Genomic DNA, 19,185 nt, shown 5'->3' on the forward strand with positions numbered 1-19,185 from the left:
CGCGAGCACTGATCGTGCATCGCGCTTAATTTAATTATATCACTCTTTTTTAAGGAATTCAGATTTTATATAACCGGTCTTGCCATTATATTCTACCTTAGCCCAACCGCTTGCATACTGTTCCTTAACATCTACAATATCATTTGCATAAATTGTAGTAATAGCTTCCGTATCGGTACTCTGACCCTTACGAAGCTTAATTGCTTCTGATACCTGCATCTTACCTGTATCGTAAACACTTACCTTTGAAGAGTTGCTTGCTGTCTGCTCTTCTGTCTTCTCTTCTGTCTGCTCCTCAGTGGTCTCTTCAGTAGTTTCCTCTGTGGTCTCTTCACCGGCATCAGCCTGATCCTCTGTAACCTCTTCGAAGAACTCTGACTTTACGAATGCTGTGCCGCCGTCATATTCGATCTTACTCCAGCCATTCTCAAGAGCCTCAATTCTTGTGAACTCCTGACCGATTTCAGTCTTACCAACCTTATCCGCAGTCTCTGAATCGGAGCTTCTGATATTAACTACGTCCTTAGCCTTGATCTTGGTAGCAACGGGCTGAGCGGGCTCCTCTGTAGTCTCCTCAGCAGGAGCTTCAGCGTTCTCGCCTTCAGCAGTCTCCTGATTCTCACCCTCGGGATTCTCAGCATTCTCACCCTCTGCAGGTGCAGTCTCCTCTGCGGGAGCCTCTGCTACAGTGGTTTCACCTGACTCGATAGCTGCAAGAGCCTCACCTACTGATACCTGAATGCTTGCGCTCATATCTGAAAGGAACTGAGCAAGTCCCTCATTACCTGCAATAATATCGTTATAGTTAGCTGCTACTGAGTTATTAAGATCAACAACATCTGCCTGAAGTGAAATATTGCTGATATACTCTGTGATCTTGTCATCAACAACATCACCGTTTATGTAGAGATTACCATTCTCGTCAGTGCATACATACATGGTCTGCATTCCGGGAAGAGGTGTATCATAACCATTGAAAAGAACCTCTGTGTAAACATAAGCGACATAGCTTCCCTCTACAGGGCCGGGCTTGGTGTAAACATCAACGGTAGGAATATCGCTGATATACTGAGATACTTCCTTAAGTCTGAGCTCCTCTGTGGACTCAAGACCTGTGTAGATGGACTTGATAGTGTCCATATCTCCTGAAGCATACGCTGTGAAATACTTGCTCATAAGCTCATTCACATTCTCATACGCATTCTTCTCAAGATCAACTTCCGGTACTACATAGCTTCCGTTATCATCTACGGTAGCCTGTGAATCCTCCGTCTCTGTCGGAATAGTTCTGTTATTTGCACTAAGTGCAATTACTATAGTCAGTCCAACCGCAACAACAAGTACAATAGGCATTACAAGCTTTTTATTATCTGAGATAAACTCCCAAAAATTTCTTTTATCCTGTGCCGCAAACGGATTCTCCGGCTTCTTTTTCTGGTTAAAATTCATTCCCTTAAAATTCATAATTCTATTTCCTTCCTGTGACAAAAGATGCACCCGACAGGAATCGAACCTGCATTAAAGGCGTCGGAGGCCTCCGTTCTATCCATTAGACTACGGGTGCACAAATTGTTACAGATTTATTACGTACCCGACTATAATACCATAGTATCTTTGACATATTCAACCTTTTTTATATTATCACACGTTCTGTCAAAGTAGTACAAATTGTCAGACAAAACGTCCTCCGGAAGCACGCTGGTTTCATTAACACATTTTACCATATCTTTTAGATTGAACGCTCCATTAATTATTTCAGAGGCTGCAATCATTATGACTTCATGCCTTGATGACGGAATAATATAGAAGTCACTTTCCATCATATCTCCTACTTCCTTCAAAAGCCCGGGATATATTACGACTGCTGCTCCGCCCACGAAATTTGTATTGCTGGCAACAAGAAATCTGTTCCCTGTAAAGTAGCTTGCAAACCTCGTATCTCCTGTTCTTTCTCCTATAAAATCCCCCATTGATACTATCTTTGCAGGTAATAATTCAGGAGTGTTGTCCATGGCCGCTTCATAGAGGTCCTCCTCCGTAACATCCCATATCTTCATCAACATATTGTCCACGGTAATGTTCCCTTCTATTCCAAGAACGCCAAGTGAGATAAAGTATGTTACCGCCAGATCCTCCACAAGTCTGTAGGGCATGTTCTTTAATCGTTCTTCATTTCTTACGCTGTCTATAAGTCTGAAGCATATTCTGTCATATATGGCATCAAAGTCCGTAATAAAGCCAAGGTCCACCTGTCCCTTTATTTCATGCTTTTCAAACAGATTTATTACATCTGAAAGGACTGCCTCAAAATCCCTTCCCTTTGCATATTCCTCATAGAAATCATCGAGGTAAATTGTTGGAGCGCAGTTGCTCCCATTCTTTTTAACGCATAAGCCGTGTCTTATCAGTCCATTGTTCTTTACAACATCCGAATATTTCACGGTTGCGCTGTCTCCATAGTATTCCTTAACCTTCTGTGTTACTTCATTATAAAATGTTACTTTTTCCAATTTCATTTTCTCCTTTAAAATTGTGTTCAAAACGCAAAAAAGGCAATGAAAGCTATAAATTACTTTCATTGCCTTACAAGTCTATAAATACAATTTTCAGAAAAACGGTAATTAAACTCTGGAGAGGTATTCTCCTGATCTTGTGTCAATCTTGATTGTGTCGCCTTCGTTAACGAAAAGCGGAACCTGAACAACAGCACCAGTCTCAACAGTAGCAGGCTTTGTAGCACCTGTAGCTGTATCACCCTTGAAGCCGGGCTCTGTCTCTGTGATAGCGAGCTCTACGAAAAGCGGAGGCTCTACAGCGAAGACATTACCATTGTAAGAGTTGATCTGAACTGTCTCGTTCTCCTTAACATACTTCATAGAATCGCCAACCTGATCCTTTGTAAGGGAAATCTGCTCATAAGACTCGTTGTCCATGAAGTTGTAAAGATCGCCATCAGCATAAAGATACTGCATATCCTTACGATCGATACGAGCTGCAGGGAACTTCTCTGTGGGACGGAAAGTTGTCTCCTTAACACCACCATTGATAATGTCCTTAAGCTTTGTTCTTACAAATGCTGCGCCCTTACCGGGTTTAACATGCTGGAATTCTATTATCTGACATACATTGCCATCGATCTCGATGGTCATACCGTTTCTGAAATCACTTGCAGAAATCATAAAAATCCTCCTAATATATACAAATCAAACAACTACATTATATTATACTAATGTTATATTTTTTTCAACAGTTTTTTGAAGTAAATCAAAGCAGCTGTAAAAAATGCCTGCTTTTCTCAGATTCAGACTTCTATTCCCAGGCAGTAATCTATTGCTTCAAGGTATCCCTTAAGTCCGTGTCCGTAAATCTGTAGTTCACAGGCAGCCGCAGTAACGGAATTGGCTCTGAAGTCCTCTCTCTTCTTAATGTTAGAGATGTGTACCTCAACCTTCACTATATTCTCGAGACTTTTTAATGCATCATGAATAGCATAGCTGTAATGGGTGTAGGCTCCTGGGTTAATAATGATCGCCTCGGTTCCGTCAAAGTAAGCCTCCTGAAGCTTATCTATTATTGCGCCTTCATGGTTTGACTGCCATGTGGTGATATCGCTCCCTGTCTCCTTTGCCTTATCCTCTATCATTTTTATCAGATAGTCATAATTCTCATTTCCATAAATGCTCTTTTCCCTGATTCCAAGGAAGTTAAGATTGGGTCCGTTAATAACCAGAATTTTCATAAGTATCCTCACAGCATAAGTTCTATTATTTCATTTGCAACCTGATCAATGCTCTTGTCATCAGTATCTATCTCGATGTCACAGGCTGCCTTGTAGACATCCCTGCGCTCCTCCTGAAGCTCCTTTATCTTGGCAAGAACATCATCGGATTTAAGAAGTGGTCTTGATTTGTCGCCCTTCACTCTCTCATATACGGTCTCGGGACGGGCCTTCAAAAATACCACCGTTCCTATTCTCTTAAGATAGTCACGATTTTCAGGCTTTATGGGAAGTCCTCCGCCAACCGAAAGGACAATACGCTTTCTTTTGTCCTCACTGAGCTCCTTAACGAACTCTGTTTCCATATCGCGGAAAGCGCCCTCTCCCTGCTCCCTGAAAATAGTATTGATGGTGGCTGACTGCATCTGCTCAATCTCTGCATCAGAATCAAGCATTTCGTAGCCGAGGATCTCACAGAGCCTTACCGCAACCGAGCTTTTTCCGCTGCCCATAAAACCGGTAAGAACTATGCTCTTTCCATCCATGAGCTCTCCAAGGAGCTTGCCATAGAGCCTTCCACACATGGATTCCTTGACCTTGATGCCATTCCACATCTCGTAGGCGTCGATTCCCTGATATAAAAGCATCTTAAGTCCGGAGATGCACTTGGCACCTGCCTCCTTACAGAGCTGTAAAAATTTGGTGTTAAGCGGTCTGTATACCGCATCAAAACCTATCTCAACCTTTTTATAGAACCCGGTATCCTCTATAACCGCGCTATCCGGGTTGGGATGCATTCCCACCATGGTCATCTGGAAGCAGATATACTTTCTGTCATCCGGAAGCTCGTTGTATTTTGAAAGCTCCATCGGAACCGCAACGTCTTTTCCCACATAGGCGTTTACGTCCCTGGAGAGAGCCTCTGCCCTCTCCAGTGTGCGATTCAGGATAAAAATCTCCTTTGCGCCTTCACTTGCGGAAAGAAATGCCGCAGGTCTTGCCACGCCGCCTGCACCGAGGATCACAACGGATTTCCCGAGGACATCAACTCCTGCCTCACGAAGTGATCTGCTGATTCCGGAGTAGTCCGTATTATATCCCCTGAACCCTGTGCCATCGTGGGTTCTTACAAGGGTATTAACTGCTCCTAATCTCTCAGCAACAGGATCTATTTCCTTCAGATAAGGCATAACCGCGCTCTTGTGAGGAACAGTTACATTCATCCCCAGAATATCAAGAGCCAGCGCGCCCTTAACGGCGGCCTCAACGTCCTCTCCCTTGACCTCAAAGGGGACATAGACCATGTCAGTATCAGTGATGTCGTTTAATGTATTATGTATTGCCGGTGACAGAGTGTGATGAACAGGATTACCAATAAGTCCACACACTCTTGTTGTTCCCACTACTTCTCTTTTCATACAGGCCTCCGATAAATTACTGGATTATAATATCATTTCCCGTGTTTTCTGACGTGCCTTTTATAGAAAAACAAAACTACCGCTTCAAGGCGCCTCTTTAAAACGATCTGTATCTCTTCTTTTATATCAATCTGGCCTACAAGGATTGTGTGCATACCTGCCCTGTTCGCTCCCCAGACATCAGTAAAAATCTGATCTCCCACAAACAGTGTGTTAGCAGGCTCAGTTCCCATCTTTTCCATAGCCTTAAGATAGCCCTTAAGAAGGGGCTTATTGGCCATGTGAATGTACTCAGCCTCCACAGCCTGGGCAAAGGGCGCTACTCTGGGCTCCTTATTATTGGACAAAAGAAGTGTCTTAAAGCCCATCTCATGAAGCCTGTCAAAGAGCTCCACCGCTCTGTTATCAGCAGGCGCACCGTGAGGAACCAGCGTATTATCTATATCAAAGATAATCCCCCTGTAGCCTTCATCATAATAATTTTCAAATGGAATTGTATAAGTTGATTCCGAGGTCTCGCTCGGATAAAGTAAATGTCTCATAGAAATGACTATACCACATTAAATAGCGCTTCTGCCATATAAACAAAAAAATCGGACAGGAATATTTCCTGTCCGAAAAACATATTCATCAATCTAACTGGAGTACAACTCCGTCCTCATCATTGCTGATAACCTTAGCGTCCTTAAGCTCTGCAGCTCCGGTTAAAACCTTGTTTCCAACAAAGTACTGATACTCGTGAAGGACTGAATCCTTCTCCATATCCATAACAGCCTTCTGCATTATGCTGGACTGTATTCCACCAAGCTCCCCAAGTCCTGAAAGTGAACTGTCCTTGTTTTTGTTATCAGAAGACTCCTTCTTCTGATACATGCCATTCATATAAGAATTGCCATAGCTATTTATTCTCATATGCCCCTCCTTCTTTTTCCATACGCTAACAATTGTACCTGAAAGCAGTGGGCAAATCAATTGAGTTAGTCTTTTCATTTAGCTATTTCGGCATAAAAGTTCAATAACTTTAGGCTTTTTTGAAATTTTTATTCAGGATTACAAAAATCACTTGATTCCGGCAGCGGTAAGAAGTTCCTTTGTGTAGTCATTCTGCGGATTCCTGTAGACCTCATAGGGAATACCGTATTCCTTTATTTCTCCGTGTTTCATGATGGCAACGTGATTGCATATCTGATAGATCACGCGAAGGTCATGCGATATGAAAAGAATGGTTATCCCCAGGTCGCGGTTAAGCTGCTGAAGAAGCTGCAATATCTGCGCCTGAATTGTTACATCAAGAGCTGAAACCGGCTCGTCAGCAATAATAACCTTGGGAGATCTCATAAGCGCAACGCCTATGCTTACTCTCTGTCTCTGACCACCGGAGAGCTGTGAAGGATATCTTTCAAGCATCTCCTTGGGAAGTCCGATAGCCTTCATTATCTCGAGGACCTTTTCCTTCCTCTCCTTGGGAGTCCACTTTCTCTCCTTATCAACTCTCAGAGGCTCCTCCAGGAGCCATCCGATTTTCTTACTGGGATTAAGGGATGAATAGGGATCCTGGAAAACCATCTGGGTATCCGAGTATTTGAGGTTTATCTCACCCTCAATGTCCTTGTTCATACCGACGATAGCCTTAGCCAGCGTGGATTTACCACAGCCGGACTCCCCAGCCAGTCCAAGTATCTCGCCCTCGAAAACATCGATGGATACGCCCTTAAGCACCTGGTGTCTTCGCTTTTTGCCGAAGATATTTTTCCTATATTGTTTATAGTAAACCTTCAGATCCCTGATCTGAATTACCTTTTCCTGTTCCATATAATAACCTTATCTTGCGCGTTTAGCTTAGATCTATTTGCGGAATCGCTGCAATCAGCTTCCTTGTGTAGCTCATCTTGGGATGTCTGAAAATATCCTCAACATACCCGGTCTCAACTATATTACCACTCTGCATTACGATCACTCTCTTACAGATCTGTCTTATAAGCGACAGATCATGGGATATGAAAATAATCGCTGTTCCCTTTTCCCTGTTCATCTTCCGAAGGAGCTCAACAATCTGTGCCTGAATAGTCACATCCAGAGCAGTAGTGGGCTCGTCAGCTATAAGAATCCTGGGCTCACCTATCATCGCAGCAGCTATCATCACACGCTGTCTCATTCCACCTGAAAGCTCGTGAGGATATTTCTCGTACAGCTTCTCGGGGTCATGCATTCCAACAGCCGTAAGCATCTCGATGGCACGGCGCTTTCTCTCCTTTTTGTCGATATCCTTGTGATGGATTCTGAGAGACTCCTCCACCTGCCAGCCGATCTTCTTTACCGGATTAAGCGAGGTCATGGGCTCCTGGAAAATCATTGATATCTCATCGCCCTGATAAGACCTGAGCTCTTTTCTTGAGCATGTCAGAAGGTCTGTGCCGTTAAACATTATCCTTCCTTTTTTCGTAAGTGCATGTCTTTTTAAAAGGCCTGCGATAGCAAGAGCGCTCATGCTTTTTCCTGAGCCTGACTCTCCGACTATACCTACTATCTCGCCTTCCTCCAGCATCAGATCGAAGTCCTCAACTACCGTCTCCGGCTTGTCGTGATCGTGAAATTCTATATGAAGATCTGCAACATCGAGAATTACATTTCCCATCAAAGTACCTCTTAATTCTTAATACGCTTGATTCCCTCTCCGAGGAACGAAAAGCCTAAAACCATCAGGACGATAACAAGACCTATGCTCATAACATAGCTTGGTCTGTTAAACAGATATCCCTGTGCGTCTGAAAGCATTTTTCCAAGGCTTGCGTGAGGCGGCTGCGCACCTATTCCCAAAAAGCTAAGTCCTGCCTCTGCAAGAACCGCATTATTAAAACCGATCATAACTGAAGAAAGCAGAACTCCAACAGTATTAGGAAGTATATGGACGAAAATTATCCTTATGTTCGACGCTCCCTGAAGTCTTGCAACTTCAACATAATCCATATTCTTACATCTGAGGAACTCTCCTCTTACAATTCTGGCAAAGCTTGGTATAAAGGATATTCCAAGAGCTATTGCGACCTGGTAGGTTCCGGTTCCGAAAAGGCTGACAAAAACCAGTGACAGCAGAAGACTCGGAAAAGCCAGCATCGCATCTATGATTCTCATGGTGATCTCATCACCTATTCCGCCAAAATATCCGGTAAGAGCGCCGATAATAGTTCCTATGCCCGCGCCTATGAGAATTGTAAACGTAGCGATGGCAACAGTGATCCTGCTTCCGTACATAACTCTGCTGAACACATCGCGTCCCATGTTGTCAGTTCCCATAATGTGCTTAAAAGAAATGCCCTGAAGCTTTGCAGACGCATCCATCTTAGTCGGATTGTAGGGGGTATAAAAAAGCCCTACGATTACCATAAGCAGTATAAATCCTGTGATAATAACGCCCAGAAGCAGGAAGGTATTCCTCTCTCCGGTGGCCTTATTCTTTTTAAACAGCGAAAAGAATTTTTTCATCATTCCTCCACCTCGATTCTGGGGTCAATGATTCTGTAAATAATATCAACCAAAAGATTGATAACAAGTACCATGATTGCTATGCCCATGATAATAGCCTCAACCACAGGATAATCACGGTTATTTATAGAAGAAAGAAGTATGCGGCTCACTCCGGGTATTCCGAAAACCTGCTCAATTACTATACTTCCGGCAACCATATCTGCAAGTGCCATTCCCATAAAGGTAATTACGGGGATCATGGCGTTTTTCAAAACATGAAGATAAAGAACAGCATTGGTGGTATTACCTCTGCTGTACGCAGTTCTTGTGTAGTCCTTACCTGCTTCCTCGATAACGGAGCCTCTGAGGAGCTTTGTAGCCATGGCTGCCTTTGGAAGAGCTATGGCAAATGCGGGCAAAATAAGGTATTTCAAGAATCCTTCAAGATCCTTGGTATATGATACAAAACCTCCCGGCGTAAAAATCTTAAGGATAACGCCGAAAAAGAAGGTCAATAATATTCCTGAGAAAAATGGCGGTACAGCCATCATGATCTGGTTAATAACCGAAATGACATGATCAATTATTCCGTTCTCATACTTGGCAGTGTAGATTCCAAGCGGAATTGAAATGATGACCATGATAACAAAGGACATTACCGCGAGGGTAAGTGTGATCGGGATCTTTTCAGCAAGCATGCCTGCTACAGGCATCTTGTAATCATAGGAGGTTCCCATGTCTCCCTGCAAAAATGCGAAAAACCAACGAAAATATCTGACAAGAAGCGGATCGTTGAAGCCCAGCTTCTCTCTGTACTGTGCTATAAGTTCGGGTGTTGCCTCTGTACCGAACATTCTGGTGACAGGATCACCGGGGATTAGACTAAAAGCAAGGAACACGCACAAAGATACAACGAATAAAGTAAGCACCATGCTCAAAACTTTTTTCAATATATATCTCATATGCGTGTTCCTCTTTTTTTAATAATGTAGTACACCAGTCTCGAAAAACTCGCCCAGTGTTACTGTGCAGGCTTAATCTTTGCTAAATCCTGCGCGTAAAGCGGATAGAATGTATATCCTGTAAATTTCTTGTTAAGTACTACAAACTCCGGAAGGTCCTGAATGTAAACATTAGCTGCCTTCTCTGCAAGAATCTTCTCGCATTCCTTGTAGTTCTTGGTCTTCTCATCATCATCTGTAGCTGCAACAGCTGCATCTAATGCTGCATCATAATCAGCATCATTGAAGTTCATGAAGTTGTTATGAGCATCAGATCTGAATCTGCTAAGAAGTGCATAAGCTGTAAGTGTAGAAGCGTCTACACCAACAACAGTTGACTGGAAGTTGCGGTTTGTGTAAACATCATCAAGCCATGAATTCCACTCAACCTCCTGGATTGTTGCGTTTACGCCGATCTCCTTGAACTGCTCTACAAGCACCTGTGCTGTATCAACATGCTGTGTGTAGTTTGAAGGAACAGTTATTGTGAAATCAAATCCGTTAGGATATCCTGCCTCTGCAAGGAGCTCCTTAGCCTTCTCGATATCCTGGTTGTAGGTATCGTTAAGTGATGCATCAAAGTATTTTCCAAATGAAGGGAACATACTACTTCCAATCTCAGTTCCCTTACCATCTGATACAAAGTCCATGATGGTCTGAGGATCGATTGCGTAGCAAAGGGCCTGACGTACCTGTTCGTTATCAAAAGGCGCCTCTGCGTTATTCAGGTAAAGAGCCTGAACAAGGTTCATTGTTCCTTCATAAACATCAAACTTGTCTGAAATCTGAGACATCTGAGCTGATGTTACGCGAGCATACATATCAATTGATCCACCCTCAAGATCCATAACAACTGAATCAGGGTTAGCTTCAATCTTAAGTGTTACGTCTGCGATGTATGCGGGCTCGCCCCAATACTCATCAAACTTTGTAAGTATTATGTTTTCCTGAGGTGAACGTGATACAAACTTGTAAGGGCCTGTTCCGATGGGGTTACCCTCGGGATCCTCGTTGGAAGCAGGGATAATAGCTACTGTCATGTATGCCAAGAACTCTGTGTTTGCTTCCTTAAGTGTCATTACAATTGTGGAGTCATCCTGGATCTCGACTTTATCAATATTAGAAAAAGCCGATATCAACGGATCTGTTCCATCGGTACCGGCATTACGCTCTATAGAATATTTAACATCCTCTGCCGTAACCGTGCTTCCATCATGGAACTTTACTCCATCTCTGAGTGTGAAGGTATAAGTCATTCCATCTTCAGAAATTGTATACTCACTGGCTATAGCAGGCTGAAGATTACCATCCTGATCAGGCTTTACAAGTCCCTCGTATACATTAAACAGTACCTCTCTGGTTCCCGCCGATTTTGCAATGTGCGGATCCATACTGTCAATATCCTGAGGGATACCTACGGTAATCTTAGAAAGATCATCTGCTCCTGCGGTGTTATCAGCGCTCTCCGTTTTACTGTCCGTAGTAGAACTAGCTGTCTCGGTCGCATTAGTTACATCCGGGGTAGACTCCTCTGCCTTTTTACTTGAGCATCCACTCAATGTAAGAGTCAGTGTCGTTAACACAACTAAAAGAGATGAAAGGCTTCTCCTTCCAATACTTTTCTTTATCATGTTACAATCCTTCTTTCTTTATTTAGTTTTTGTCCTATAAAACTATACGGAAAGAAGTCAGATATGTCAACAAAGCATTACTCTTTTTTCAGCAAAGGTGTGTTTTTATCTGTGGCGTCAGTAATGACTCCCTCTTCTTCCTTCTCAAGGACGATCTTAAGCTCATCCATGAAGGTATTAACATCCTTGAACTCGCGATAAACAGAAGCGAATCTAACATAAGCTACCGGATCAAGATTCTTCATCTTCTCCATGCAAAGCTCACCGATAATTCTGCTGGGAATCTCCTTCTGCTCAAGATTGAAAACCTCTGTCTCCACAGCGTCAACGATAGCGGTAATCTGTTCTGCGCTTACAGGTCTCTTATGGCATGCTCTGAGCACACCTGCTTCAATCTTCGCACGATTATAGGGTTCACGATTGTTATCCTTCTTGATAACAATAAGCGGAATAGTCTCAACCTTCTCATAGGTTGTGAATCTCTTACCGCAGGAATCGCAAACACGTCTGCGTCTGATGGATGTGTTTTCATCCGCAGGTCTTGAGTCAATTACACGAGTGTTGTCTTTACCGCAAAAAGGACACTTCATAGCATTAACCTTTCTGTGCATCTTGCACATCTAAAATCAATATTTAGGGTATAAATTCTAAACCCACACAAGTTATTGTAACATCTATAATCGCAATTTTCTATATAAAAATTGCAAAATCGCGCATAAAATTCACAAAAACGCGTAAACAAAAAGAGCAGTTGCTAAGCAACTGCTCGTAAAATCGTTAATTTTTATTTCTTCTGTAAGAAATCCGGAATTTTAAGACTCTTAGCTTCTACAGAGCTTCTTACTTCAGGAGTACGGTTAAGTCCTGATGCAGGTCTTGTAGGCTGCTGTACGCCAACAGGTCTCTGTGTCTGTGCTGACTGAACCGGACGAAGTGTATCGATAGTCGGCTCAGGAGCGATCTGCTGAACCTGAGGCTGTACCTGCGGCTGAACCTGTGCCTGCTGAGGTGCTGCACCGGGTGTAACGGGAGCAGCTGTAGGCTGCTGAGGTGCTGCTACGGGCTTTGCAGCAGGTCTTGCCGGCATAACGTTTGCCTTGTCATCGATACCTGTAGCAATAACTGTGATGTTACATGTATCAGACATTGACTCGTCATACATAGCACCGAAGATGATATTAACATCATCGCCTGCAAGATTTCTAATATAGTCAGATGCGGTTGAAGCGTCCATAAGTGTGATATCACCAGAAACATTGATGATAACATTGGAAGCTCCATCAATCTTTGTCTCAAGAAGAGGAGACTCAACTGCCATCTTAACTGCGTCTGCAGCTTTGTCATCACCCTTACCGGATCCGATACCGATATGAGCGATTCCCTTATCCTTCATTACTGTCTGTACGTCAGCAAAGTCGAGGTTGATTACTGCCGGTACATTGATAAGGTCTGTGATACCCTGTACTGCCTGCTGAAGAACTTCGTCAGCCTTCTTAAGTGCATCGGGCATTGTTGTACGTCTGTCAACAATCTGTAAAAGCTTATCGTTAGGAATAACGATAAGAGTATCTACATTGTTCTTAATTGTGTTGATACCTGAGAGTGCATTCTGCATACGAACACGAGCTTCGAAAGCGAAAGGCTTTGTAACAACGCCTACCGTAAGAATACCCATATCCTTAGCTATGCTCGCAACAACAGGAGCTGCACCTGTACCGGTACCGCCACCCATTCCGCAGGTAACAAAGACCATGTCAGCGCCCTTGAGTGCTTCGGTAATCTCTTCCTTGCTCTCCTCTGCGGCCTTCTGACCGATCTCAGGCTTAGCGCCTGCTCCAAGACCCTTGGTCAGCTTCTCGCCAATCTGCAAAAGCTTGGGTGCCTTGCAAAGCTGCAAAGCCTGCTTATCCGTATTAATTCCGATGAATTCAACACCGGAAATATTTTCTTCTACCATTCTATTTACAGCGTTATTTCCTGCGCCACCAACCCCAACAACGATAATCTTGGCACCGGATTCAGCCTCATTTGACTTAAGTTCAAGCAAGATAGTGCTCCTCCTTCATAACCTAAAACTCCTACAAGCCATTTTATAATTATTTTATACAATTTACAACCTTGAAAATTAATTTTTTTCTTCAAAAGTTATATTCTGAGTATTCTCATCATATTCTGACATTTCAAGGATGCCGCTCTTTCCCTGGAGTTCCGGCAAAATGTATTGTAATTGTATCACTTTTTCATCTATGTTGTCATTAGTTCCGAGACTAACTTCTACATTTTCGAAATAAACATAAAGGTGATAATCGCTGTCAAAGAAGATTTTATCTGCATTCAGGTCATATTTATTAAGTAATTGTGTAATATCAAGAATTTCAGCAAAAACCTCTTCATTTTCAACGGGAAGCTTCTCATGAAGGACTATATAGTCAAAGCTCAGTCCAAGTACAAGCGGAACATCATCGGAAGGGTCCTTCGAGGTCTCGACCACATATCCGTTTCTGTCAAAGTAGATATATCTGTCCAGGTACTTAACGTAGCCCGCTACTGCCTTTTCATAGACATTTATCCTGACCGTATCAGGTGCAAGGACCTCTACGTCCATCTTCTCAATAAAGGGAATGCCTGTTATGTCCTTGTTTTTATACTTCATGGACAGATAAATCGAATTCTTGCTGAGGTTATCCGTCATTATCATGTTCATGATCTCTTCGTCCGTGTAGTGGATATTACCCTCGACATAGACATTTGTTATCGTGTAGGTCTTGGAGACATGCAAAAAAGCCGAGAATAATCCGATAAGGATCACAATCAGCACAGCGCCTATTATAAAAAGGCTTTTATGAAGAAAAAACAGCTCCCCGAAGGACATTCGAGGAGTCTGTACCTTTCTTTTTTTTAATCTTCTGCGCTTCTTAGCCATTTACCCTAACCTTCAGACTTCAATATGCCTTGCGACGTTGAATACAATTCCAATCTCCGTAAGGAGGAAAAGCACGGCGGTTCCGCCATAGCTTATGAAGGGGAGTGTGATTCCCGTGTTGGGAATTGTATTGGTTACAACTGCGATATTAAGAATAACCTGAATTGAGATGTGGGCCATAACTCCGATAACAAGAAGTGCGCCGTACATATCAGGTGCGTTCTGGGCAATAATCATCATTCTGTAGATGAGAACGATGAACATAAGCATTACAGCGATAGCTCCGACGATACCAAGCTCTTCGCAGATAATTGAAAAGATCATATCGTTCTGAGCCTCGGGAATAAATCCAAGCTTCTGCATACTTTCACCAAGTCCCTTGCCGAATAATCCGCCGGAACCGATGGCATAAAGTGACTGCAGGGTCTGATATCCCTTGTCGTTTACGTATGCTTCAGGATCAAGCCAAGCAAGGATACGGGCAAAACGGAAGTTCAGCTCGCTATGATAGCCGGCCTTTACAACCAATGCAACAACTCCTGCCGCTCCTGCCGCTGCAAATGCAACCAGGGCTATAAACCTCCTGTATCCGGGTGTTGCAACAAAAAGCATAAGAAATGCGATTCCGAAAATAATAACTGCAGAACTAAGGTTACTTGTTATCTTCCAAACCAGGACACAAACCGGAAGCGGTACTGCCAGTACAACCCAGAAGGCCTTGGGATTGGTGATGTTTTTACTAAGCTTACTGATAAATGTCGCAAGCACGATGATCATCGCAAGCTTAGCTGCCTCTGCAGGCTGAATTGAAACGCCACCGATTTTTATCCATCTGGACGCCTTGTTGATTGTCATACCCATAGGTGTCTTAACGAGAAGCACCAGAACTATGGACAGCACATACGCCAGTGTCGCCATCTTTTTATATAAGTGATATGGAATCCTTGAAACGACTACCATAAGCCCTACTCCAAGAGCTGTTGGCAGCATCTGATGTTTTAAATAATAAGCCGAATCTCCCCATTTGAGTCTTCCATCATATGAACTTGTAGAATATAGCATTACAAGGCCAAAAACCAGTAAAAAGAGCACCACAAACATCATGCTGTAGTCAACATAGACCTCTTTCTTTGCCTTTTTCTTTGGCACCTCGCGGCTCATACCACGGGCAGCATACCCTCCTGCCCTCGCCGTACCGGCCATTCTTGCCATTCCTGCAGCCTCCATAATAAATCCCCCTTACAGACTGTTTACATAGTCCTTAAACTCTTTCCCTCTTACTTCATAGCTGGGGAACATGTCCCAGCTTGCACAGGCAGGTGATAAAAGAACCGCCTCGCCTGATACTGCATTATCACTACAGAACTTGAGCGCGTCCGCGTAGGTCTCCATAAATACATAGTCATGGAAGCCATGCTTATCAGCACATTCTGCAATCTTTTCCTTGGTAACTCCGATGAGTACAAGCTTCTTAACCTTGCCGTCAAAGGCCTCTATCCACTCATCATATTCACTGCCCTTGTCATATCCACCACCGATGAGATATGTGGGCTTGCACATAGCCTTGATGCCCTGGATAGCAGCATCAGGGTTGGTGCCCTTTGAGTCATTGTAATAATCAACCCCGTTCTTGGTTGCAACATACTCGATTCTGTGCTCAACAGCCTTGAATGAGCGCACAACACCAAGGATAGTATCAAGGGGTATATTCATAGCCATGCCCATGGCAATTGCTGCCATGACGTTTTCATAGTTACAGGTTCCCACCAGGTTCATCTCATGAACATTCATGATCTTTGCAGTGCTTCCGTTTTCTGCGAGCATTATGTCCTCACCCTCAAGATAGAAGCCATTTTCAAGCTTCTCCTTTGATGAAAAGAAAACAACCTTTGCAGGGCATCTTCCCGCAAAGTCTCTGGTGTATTCGTTATCATAATTAAGAACACAGGTATCGTCCTTAGTCTGATTATTTGTAATGTTCTCCTTCATGGCTGCGTAGCATTCCATGGTGTGATGTCTGTTCAGATGATCCGGTGTAATGTTCAGTATAGCAGATACCTTCGCATGGAAGTTCTCAACCGCCTCAAGCTGGAAGCTGCTGATCTCGCCAATTGATACCGTGTCATCTGTCATCTCAAGAGCTCTCTCAGCATAGGAATAGCCGATGTTTCCAACAACATAGGTTGATGAAAAATGAGCTGCCATGATCTCTCCCATAAGTGTAGTTGTGGTGGTCTTACCGTTAGTTCCTGTAATAGCCACAAGCTGTCCCTTTGCAAAGTTGAACGCAAGCTCTATCTCACTCCAGATAGAAAGTCCAGCATCCTTAAGGCGCATGATAAGAGGTGAATCCAGGGGAACAGCGGGGCTTGGCACTACAAGCACCAGTTCCTTTATCACATCATCAGGGAGCTCTCCAATTATGATCTTAGGCTCTGCACCTTCATAATCACCGAGCTTTTCCTTAACTGCACTTTCAGAAACCTTTGTGTTTTCATCAAAGATAACAGGCTCTGCTCCAACTTTTCCAAGGAGTCTTGCGCTGCCTATTCCGGAAATACCGGTTCCTATTACAAGTACTTTTTTACCGATTATATCTTTTGCTAACATAATATTCCTTTTGTCCTTCTACAGCTCTTTTCGTAAAGAGCCCTTGTCTTTACCTTAATCTTCAACAGTTGGCGGATCATAATCAGGAAGTCCCTCTCCGCCTATTGAATGGCCATCCTCAGGATTTATGAGATCGCCTGTTTCCGGGTCAATATAATAACCCGTTTTCTCGTCTATTTCAAATGACTTCCATATAGGCTCGCCATTCTCATCAAGATTACCGGGAAGCTCATCCTCCGGGATTTTCTCCCAGATTCCGTCTCCCTCTTCGCCTTCTTCATCGGCATTACCATCTGTTACACCCTCGGTGTTCTCCTGCATTATGGGATTACCATCTTCATCAAGGACAGGGTTACCGTCCTCATCAAGAAGAGGTGTGCCCTCACCGGTGTCTATAGGATTGCCGTCCGCATCCACAGTAGCCTCAGACTTCTGAGCAGCTGACATCATGATCTCTTTTTCTCTGAGCTCATCAAGCTCTGCCTGCTCCTCTTCAGTTACAGGCTCTGTCATCGGGATATTGAGGTAAGGAAGTGCCTCTGTGAGGACCTTTCTTACTATTCTGGTCGCAAACTTCGCATCAGCCTGATCCATTGCATTAGGTCTGTCAACAACGACATAGATTGCAATCTGCGGGTTGTCAGCGGGAGCGTATCCCATGAAGGATACTACGTACTGACGGTTCTTACGCGGAATAGTCTCGGCTGTTCCAGTCTTACCACCTATCATGTAGCCTGCAGGTCTTGCAGTTTTACCTGTACCCTCTTCACCTGATACAACCTTGTTACAATACTGGATGATTTTCTGTGAAGTTGATTCTGAAATAGTCTGTCTTAAAACTCTGGGCTCAATACTCTTGATTGTAGCGCCTGAGGAATTAAGTATCTTACGAACAACATGGGGCTCATAGTACTTTCCGCCATTTACCAGGGAGCTGAACGCAGTGATCATCTCGATCATGTCAACGTTAAAGCCCTGACCGAAGGTACCGGTTGCAAGCTCTGCGGATCCCATGTCCTGAGCGGCATAGGTAAGTCCTTCTGTTCTTGCTTCACCCGCAAGGTCAACGTTGGTCTTAAGGCCAAATCCAAAGGTCCTCTGGAACTTTGCAAAGGTATCGGCACCGATAACCTGACCGATTTTCATCATCGCAACGTTACAGGATATCTCAATACCTCTCTCAACAGAAACAGCACCATCACCATATCTGTTGTGGCAGTAGATCTTGTGTCCACCTATCTCCATGAGACCTGTACATTCATACACCTCATTACCAGTTATGCAGCCGGCCTCAATACCTGTTGCTACAGTAAAAGGCTTTGCTACTGATCCGGGCTCGTAGGTGTCGGATATGCAGAAATTTCTCCAAAGAGCGTTGAAATTCCACATTTTTTCCTCTTCACTCATCTCATCGATCATCTCCTGAGTGATGTAAACTCCAGAATCAAGTACGCTCTCGCCTGCTATTTTCAGACCTCTCTCATCAACTCTTGCCATTCCGATGAGATTGTCGGTGTTCTTGGTATCATTAAGGTCAAACTTGGGATAGCTCGCCATTGCAAGTACATCGCCGTTGTTCACGTCCATGATGACGCAGCCCACATTGTTTGCTCCATTACCCTGACGAAAAGCGTCCTTGTAGGTGTCGTTAAACTCCTGAAGGTACTTCTCAACTATGCTCTGGAGATTGCCGTCAATCGTGGTAACGATGCTGTTACCATCAGTTGCGGGAATTGTGGTTCTCTCTAGGTTTGAATCCTCATCAATATATCCGTAGGTACGGCCATTGCTGCCGCTCAGAGTATCGTTGTAGTATTCCTCAAGTCCGAAAATACCGTTGTTATCACTTGTGGTAAAGCCAACTACATCGCAGGCCATTGAACCGTTGGGATATTTTCTGACATAGTTTTCTTCAAACCATACACCCTGGATATTCTCGTCGTAGGTCTCACTTCCAAGAGTGATAAGTCCCTGGAACTCACTGATCTGATCGTAGGTAAGCTGCTTTGCAAGTACGTAGTACTGTGAATCAGGATGGTCTGAAAGGTAATTTCTGATTTCTCCCTCATCAAAGCCAAAGCATCTTACAAGAGCTGCAACGGTAGGCTCGAGATATTTGTTGTCTTTTCCTGAGAAAACAAGCTTTGCATCCAGAATTACGTTGTAGACCTTTTCACTGTATGCAAGTACTGTTCCGTTTGCATCAAGAATCTCTCCACGCCTGTAGGGTATTGTTGTTGAGTCGTACTTTTGCTGTGATAAAACCTGCTTTTCGTAGTCCTTTCCGTTATCCCTGTTGATAAGGATAAGTCTGATACTCAAACCAACAAAAGCTGTCAGTACTATTATGAACAGCACTGCCAGCTTTTTTTTCATTCCTATAGTAAATTTTTGTGCCTTACTCTTTCTTCTCATAACT

General features: G+C 43.6%; 18 protein-coding genes and 1 tRNA gene. All 19 read right to left on the bottom strand.

What is annotated here, in order from left to right:
- Window positions 1–39 precede the first annotated feature (39 nt).
- Window positions 40–1,464 carry an SH3 domain-containing protein gene (locus tag G587_RS25090; RefSeq protein WP_026492032.1) on the bottom strand — a complete coding sequence of 475 codons (1,425 nt, stop codon included), beginning with the start codon at window positions 1,462–1,464 and terminating at the stop codon, window positions 40–42.
- A 28-nt stretch (window positions 1,465–1,492) separates the two neighbouring features.
- Window positions 1,493–1,564, bottom strand: a tRNA-Arg gene (locus G587_RS0109455).
- A gap of 31 nt (window positions 1,565–1,595) precedes the next feature.
- Window positions 1,596–2,510 carry a DUF5688 family protein gene (locus G587_RS0109460; RefSeq protein WP_026492033.1) on the bottom strand — a complete coding sequence of 305 codons (915 nt, stop codon included), beginning with the start codon at window positions 2,508–2,510 and terminating at the stop codon, window positions 1,596–1,598.
- Window positions 2,511–2,621: 111 nt separating this feature from the next.
- Entirely contained in the window at window positions 2,622–3,179 is a 558-nt protein-coding gene (gene efp, locus G587_RS0109465) for an elongation factor P (RefSeq protein ID WP_026492034.1), read from the bottom strand.
- A gap of 122 nt (window positions 3,180–3,301) precedes the next feature.
- Window positions 3,302–3,739: a type II 3-dehydroquinate dehydratase gene (locus tag G587_RS0109470; RefSeq protein ID WP_026492035.1), complete on the bottom strand. Its 438-nt coding sequence runs from the start codon at window positions 3,737–3,739 to the stop codon at window positions 3,302–3,304.
- 8 nt (window positions 3,740–3,747) lie between these two features.
- On the bottom strand, window positions 3,748–5,136 hold the full coding sequence (gene aroE / locus G587_RS0109475) for a shikimate dehydrogenase (protein WP_026492036.1): 1,389 nt from the start codon (window positions 5,134–5,136) through the stop codon (window positions 3,748–3,750).
- A gap of 32 nt (window positions 5,137–5,168) precedes the next feature.
- Window positions 5,169–5,678 (bottom strand): YqeG family HAD IIIA-type phosphatase, encoded by a 510-nt coding sequence (locus tag G587_RS0109480; RefSeq protein ID WP_026492037.1) that lies wholly within the window; start codon window positions 5,676–5,678, stop codon window positions 5,169–5,171.
- Between the two features lie 88 nt (window positions 5,679–5,766).
- On the bottom strand, window positions 5,767–6,048 hold the full coding sequence (locus G587_RS0109490; protein ID WP_026492038.1) for a hypothetical protein: 282 nt from the start codon (window positions 6,046–6,048) through the stop codon (window positions 5,767–5,769).
- A 147-nt stretch (window positions 6,049–6,195) separates the two neighbouring features.
- Complete coding sequence (locus G587_RS0109495) at window positions 6,196–6,948, bottom strand: ABC transporter ATP-binding protein (protein ID WP_026492039.1); 753 nt, start codon at window positions 6,946–6,948, stop codon at window positions 6,196–6,198.
- A gap of 22 nt (window positions 6,949–6,970) precedes the next feature.
- Window positions 6,971–7,771 (bottom strand): ABC transporter ATP-binding protein, encoded by an 801-nt coding sequence (locus G587_RS22215; protein ID WP_051200936.1) that lies wholly within the window; start codon window positions 7,769–7,771, stop codon window positions 6,971–6,973.
- 11 nt (window positions 7,772–7,782) lie between these two features.
- Window positions 7,783–8,619 (bottom strand): ABC transporter permease, encoded by an 837-nt coding sequence (locus tag G587_RS0109505; protein WP_051200937.1) that lies wholly within the window; start codon window positions 8,617–8,619, stop codon window positions 7,783–7,785.
- Window positions 8,619–9,551, bottom strand: coding sequence for an ABC transporter permease (locus G587_RS0109510; protein ID WP_330364436.1), 933 nt, complete (start codon window positions 9,549–9,551; stop codon window positions 8,619–8,621). Before G587_RS0109510 ends, G587_RS0109505 begins: the two co-directional genes overlap by 1 nt.
- 71 nt (window positions 9,552–9,622) lie before the next feature.
- Complete coding sequence (locus G587_RS0109515) at window positions 9,623–11,233, bottom strand: ABC transporter substrate-binding protein (protein ID WP_026492042.1); 1,611 nt, start codon at window positions 11,231–11,233, stop codon at window positions 9,623–9,625.
- 77 nt (window positions 11,234–11,310) lie between these two features.
- Window positions 11,311–11,823, bottom strand: coding sequence for a transcriptional regulator NrdR (gene nrdR, locus G587_RS0109520; RefSeq protein WP_026492043.1), 513 nt, complete (start codon window positions 11,821–11,823; stop codon window positions 11,311–11,313).
- Window positions 11,824–12,017: 194 nt separating this feature from the next.
- Window positions 12,018–13,280 carry a cell division protein FtsZ gene (gene ftsZ / locus G587_RS0109525; protein ID WP_026492044.1) on the bottom strand — a complete coding sequence of 421 codons (1,263 nt, stop codon included), beginning with the start codon at window positions 13,278–13,280 and terminating at the stop codon, window positions 12,018–12,020.
- Window positions 13,281–13,358: 78 nt separating this feature from the next.
- The gene (locus tag G587_RS0109530) at window positions 13,359–14,156 is read right to left on the bottom strand and encodes a cell division protein FtsQ/DivIB (RefSeq protein WP_026492045.1); all 798 of its coding nucleotides are present in this window, start codon (window positions 14,154–14,156) and stop codon (window positions 13,359–13,361) included.
- Window positions 14,157–14,168: 12 nt separating this feature from the next.
- Window positions 14,169–15,317, bottom strand: coding sequence for an FtsW/RodA/SpoVE family cell cycle protein (locus G587_RS0109535; RefSeq protein ID WP_026492046.1), 1,149 nt, complete (start codon window positions 15,315–15,317; stop codon window positions 14,169–14,171).
- A gap of 78 nt (window positions 15,318–15,395) precedes the next feature.
- Entirely contained in the window at window positions 15,396–16,766 is a 1,371-nt protein-coding gene (murD, locus tag G587_RS0109540) for a UDP-N-acetylmuramoyl-L-alanine--D-glutamate ligase (RefSeq protein WP_035786294.1), read from the bottom strand.
- A 54-nt stretch (window positions 16,767–16,820) separates the two neighbouring features.
- On the bottom strand, window positions 16,821–19,181 hold the full coding sequence (locus G587_RS0109545) for a peptidoglycan D,D-transpeptidase FtsI family protein (RefSeq protein ID WP_026492048.1): 2,361 nt from the start codon (window positions 19,179–19,181) through the stop codon (window positions 16,821–16,823).
- Window positions 19,182–19,185 lie beyond the last annotated feature (4 nt).

It is taken from the genome of Butyrivibrio sp. XPD2002, from assembly GCF_000423945.1.
In the GTDB taxonomy this organism is placed as follows: Bacteria; Bacillota; Clostridia; order Lachnospirales; family Lachnospiraceae; genus Butyrivibrio.

Excerpts from the sequence above, each read along its gene's own strand:
- G587_RS0109530 (WP_026492045.1), bottom strand. The coding sequence starts at position 14,156 with ATGGCTAAGAAGCGCAGAAGATTAAAAAAAAGAAAGGTACAGACTCCT.
- nrdR (WP_026492043.1), bottom strand. The coding sequence starts at position 11,823 with ATGAAGTGTCCTTTTTGCGGTAAAGACAACACTCGTGTAATTGACTCA.
- G587_RS0109535 (WP_026492046.1), bottom strand. The coding sequence starts at position 15,317 with ATGAGCCGCGAGGTGCCAAAGAAAAAGGCAAAGAAAGAGGTCTATGTT.
- G587_RS0109515 (WP_026492042.1), bottom strand. The coding sequence starts at position 11,233 with ATGATAAAGAAAAGTATTGGAAGGAGAAGCCTTTCATCTCTTTTAGTT.
- efp (WP_026492034.1), bottom strand. The coding sequence starts at position 3,179 with ATGATTTCTGCAAGTGATTTCAGAAACGGTATGACCATCGAGATCGAT.
- G587_RS0109470 (WP_026492035.1), bottom strand. The coding sequence starts at position 3,739 with ATGAAAATTCTGGTTATTAACGGACCCAATCTTAACTTCCTTGGAATC.
- murD (WP_035786294.1), bottom strand. The coding sequence starts at position 16,766 with ATGTTAGCAAAAGATATAATCGGTAAAAAAGTACTTGTAATAGGAACC.
- aroE (WP_026492036.1), bottom strand. The coding sequence starts at position 5,136 with ATGAAAAGAGAAGTAGTGGGAACAACAAGAGTGTGTGGACTTATTGGT.
- G587_RS0109495 (WP_026492039.1), bottom strand. The coding sequence starts at position 6,948 with ATGGAACAGGAAAAGGTAATTCAGATCAGGGATCTGAAGGTTTACTAT.
- G587_RS0109545 (WP_026492048.1), bottom strand. The coding sequence starts at position 19,181 with ATGAGAAGAAAGAGTAAGGCACAAAAATTTACTATAGGAATGAAAAAA.
- G587_RS0109490 (WP_026492038.1), bottom strand. The coding sequence starts at position 6,048 with ATGAGAATAAATAGCTATGGCAATTCTTATATGAATGGCATGTATCAG.
- G587_RS0109505 (WP_051200937.1), bottom strand. The coding sequence starts at position 8,619 with ATGAAAAAATTCTTTTCGCTGTTTAAAAAGAATAAGGCCACCGGAGAG.
- G587_RS0109480 (WP_026492037.1), bottom strand. The coding sequence starts at position 5,678 with ATGAGACATTTACTTTATCCGAGCGAGACCTCGGAATCAACTTATACA.
- G587_RS25090 (WP_026492032.1), bottom strand. The coding sequence starts at position 1,464 with ATGAATTTTAAGGGAATGAATTTTAACCAGAAAAAGAAGCCGGAGAAT.
- G587_RS22215 (WP_051200936.1), bottom strand. The coding sequence starts at position 7,771 with ATGGGAAATGTAATTCTCGATGTTGCAGATCTTCATATAGAATTTCAC.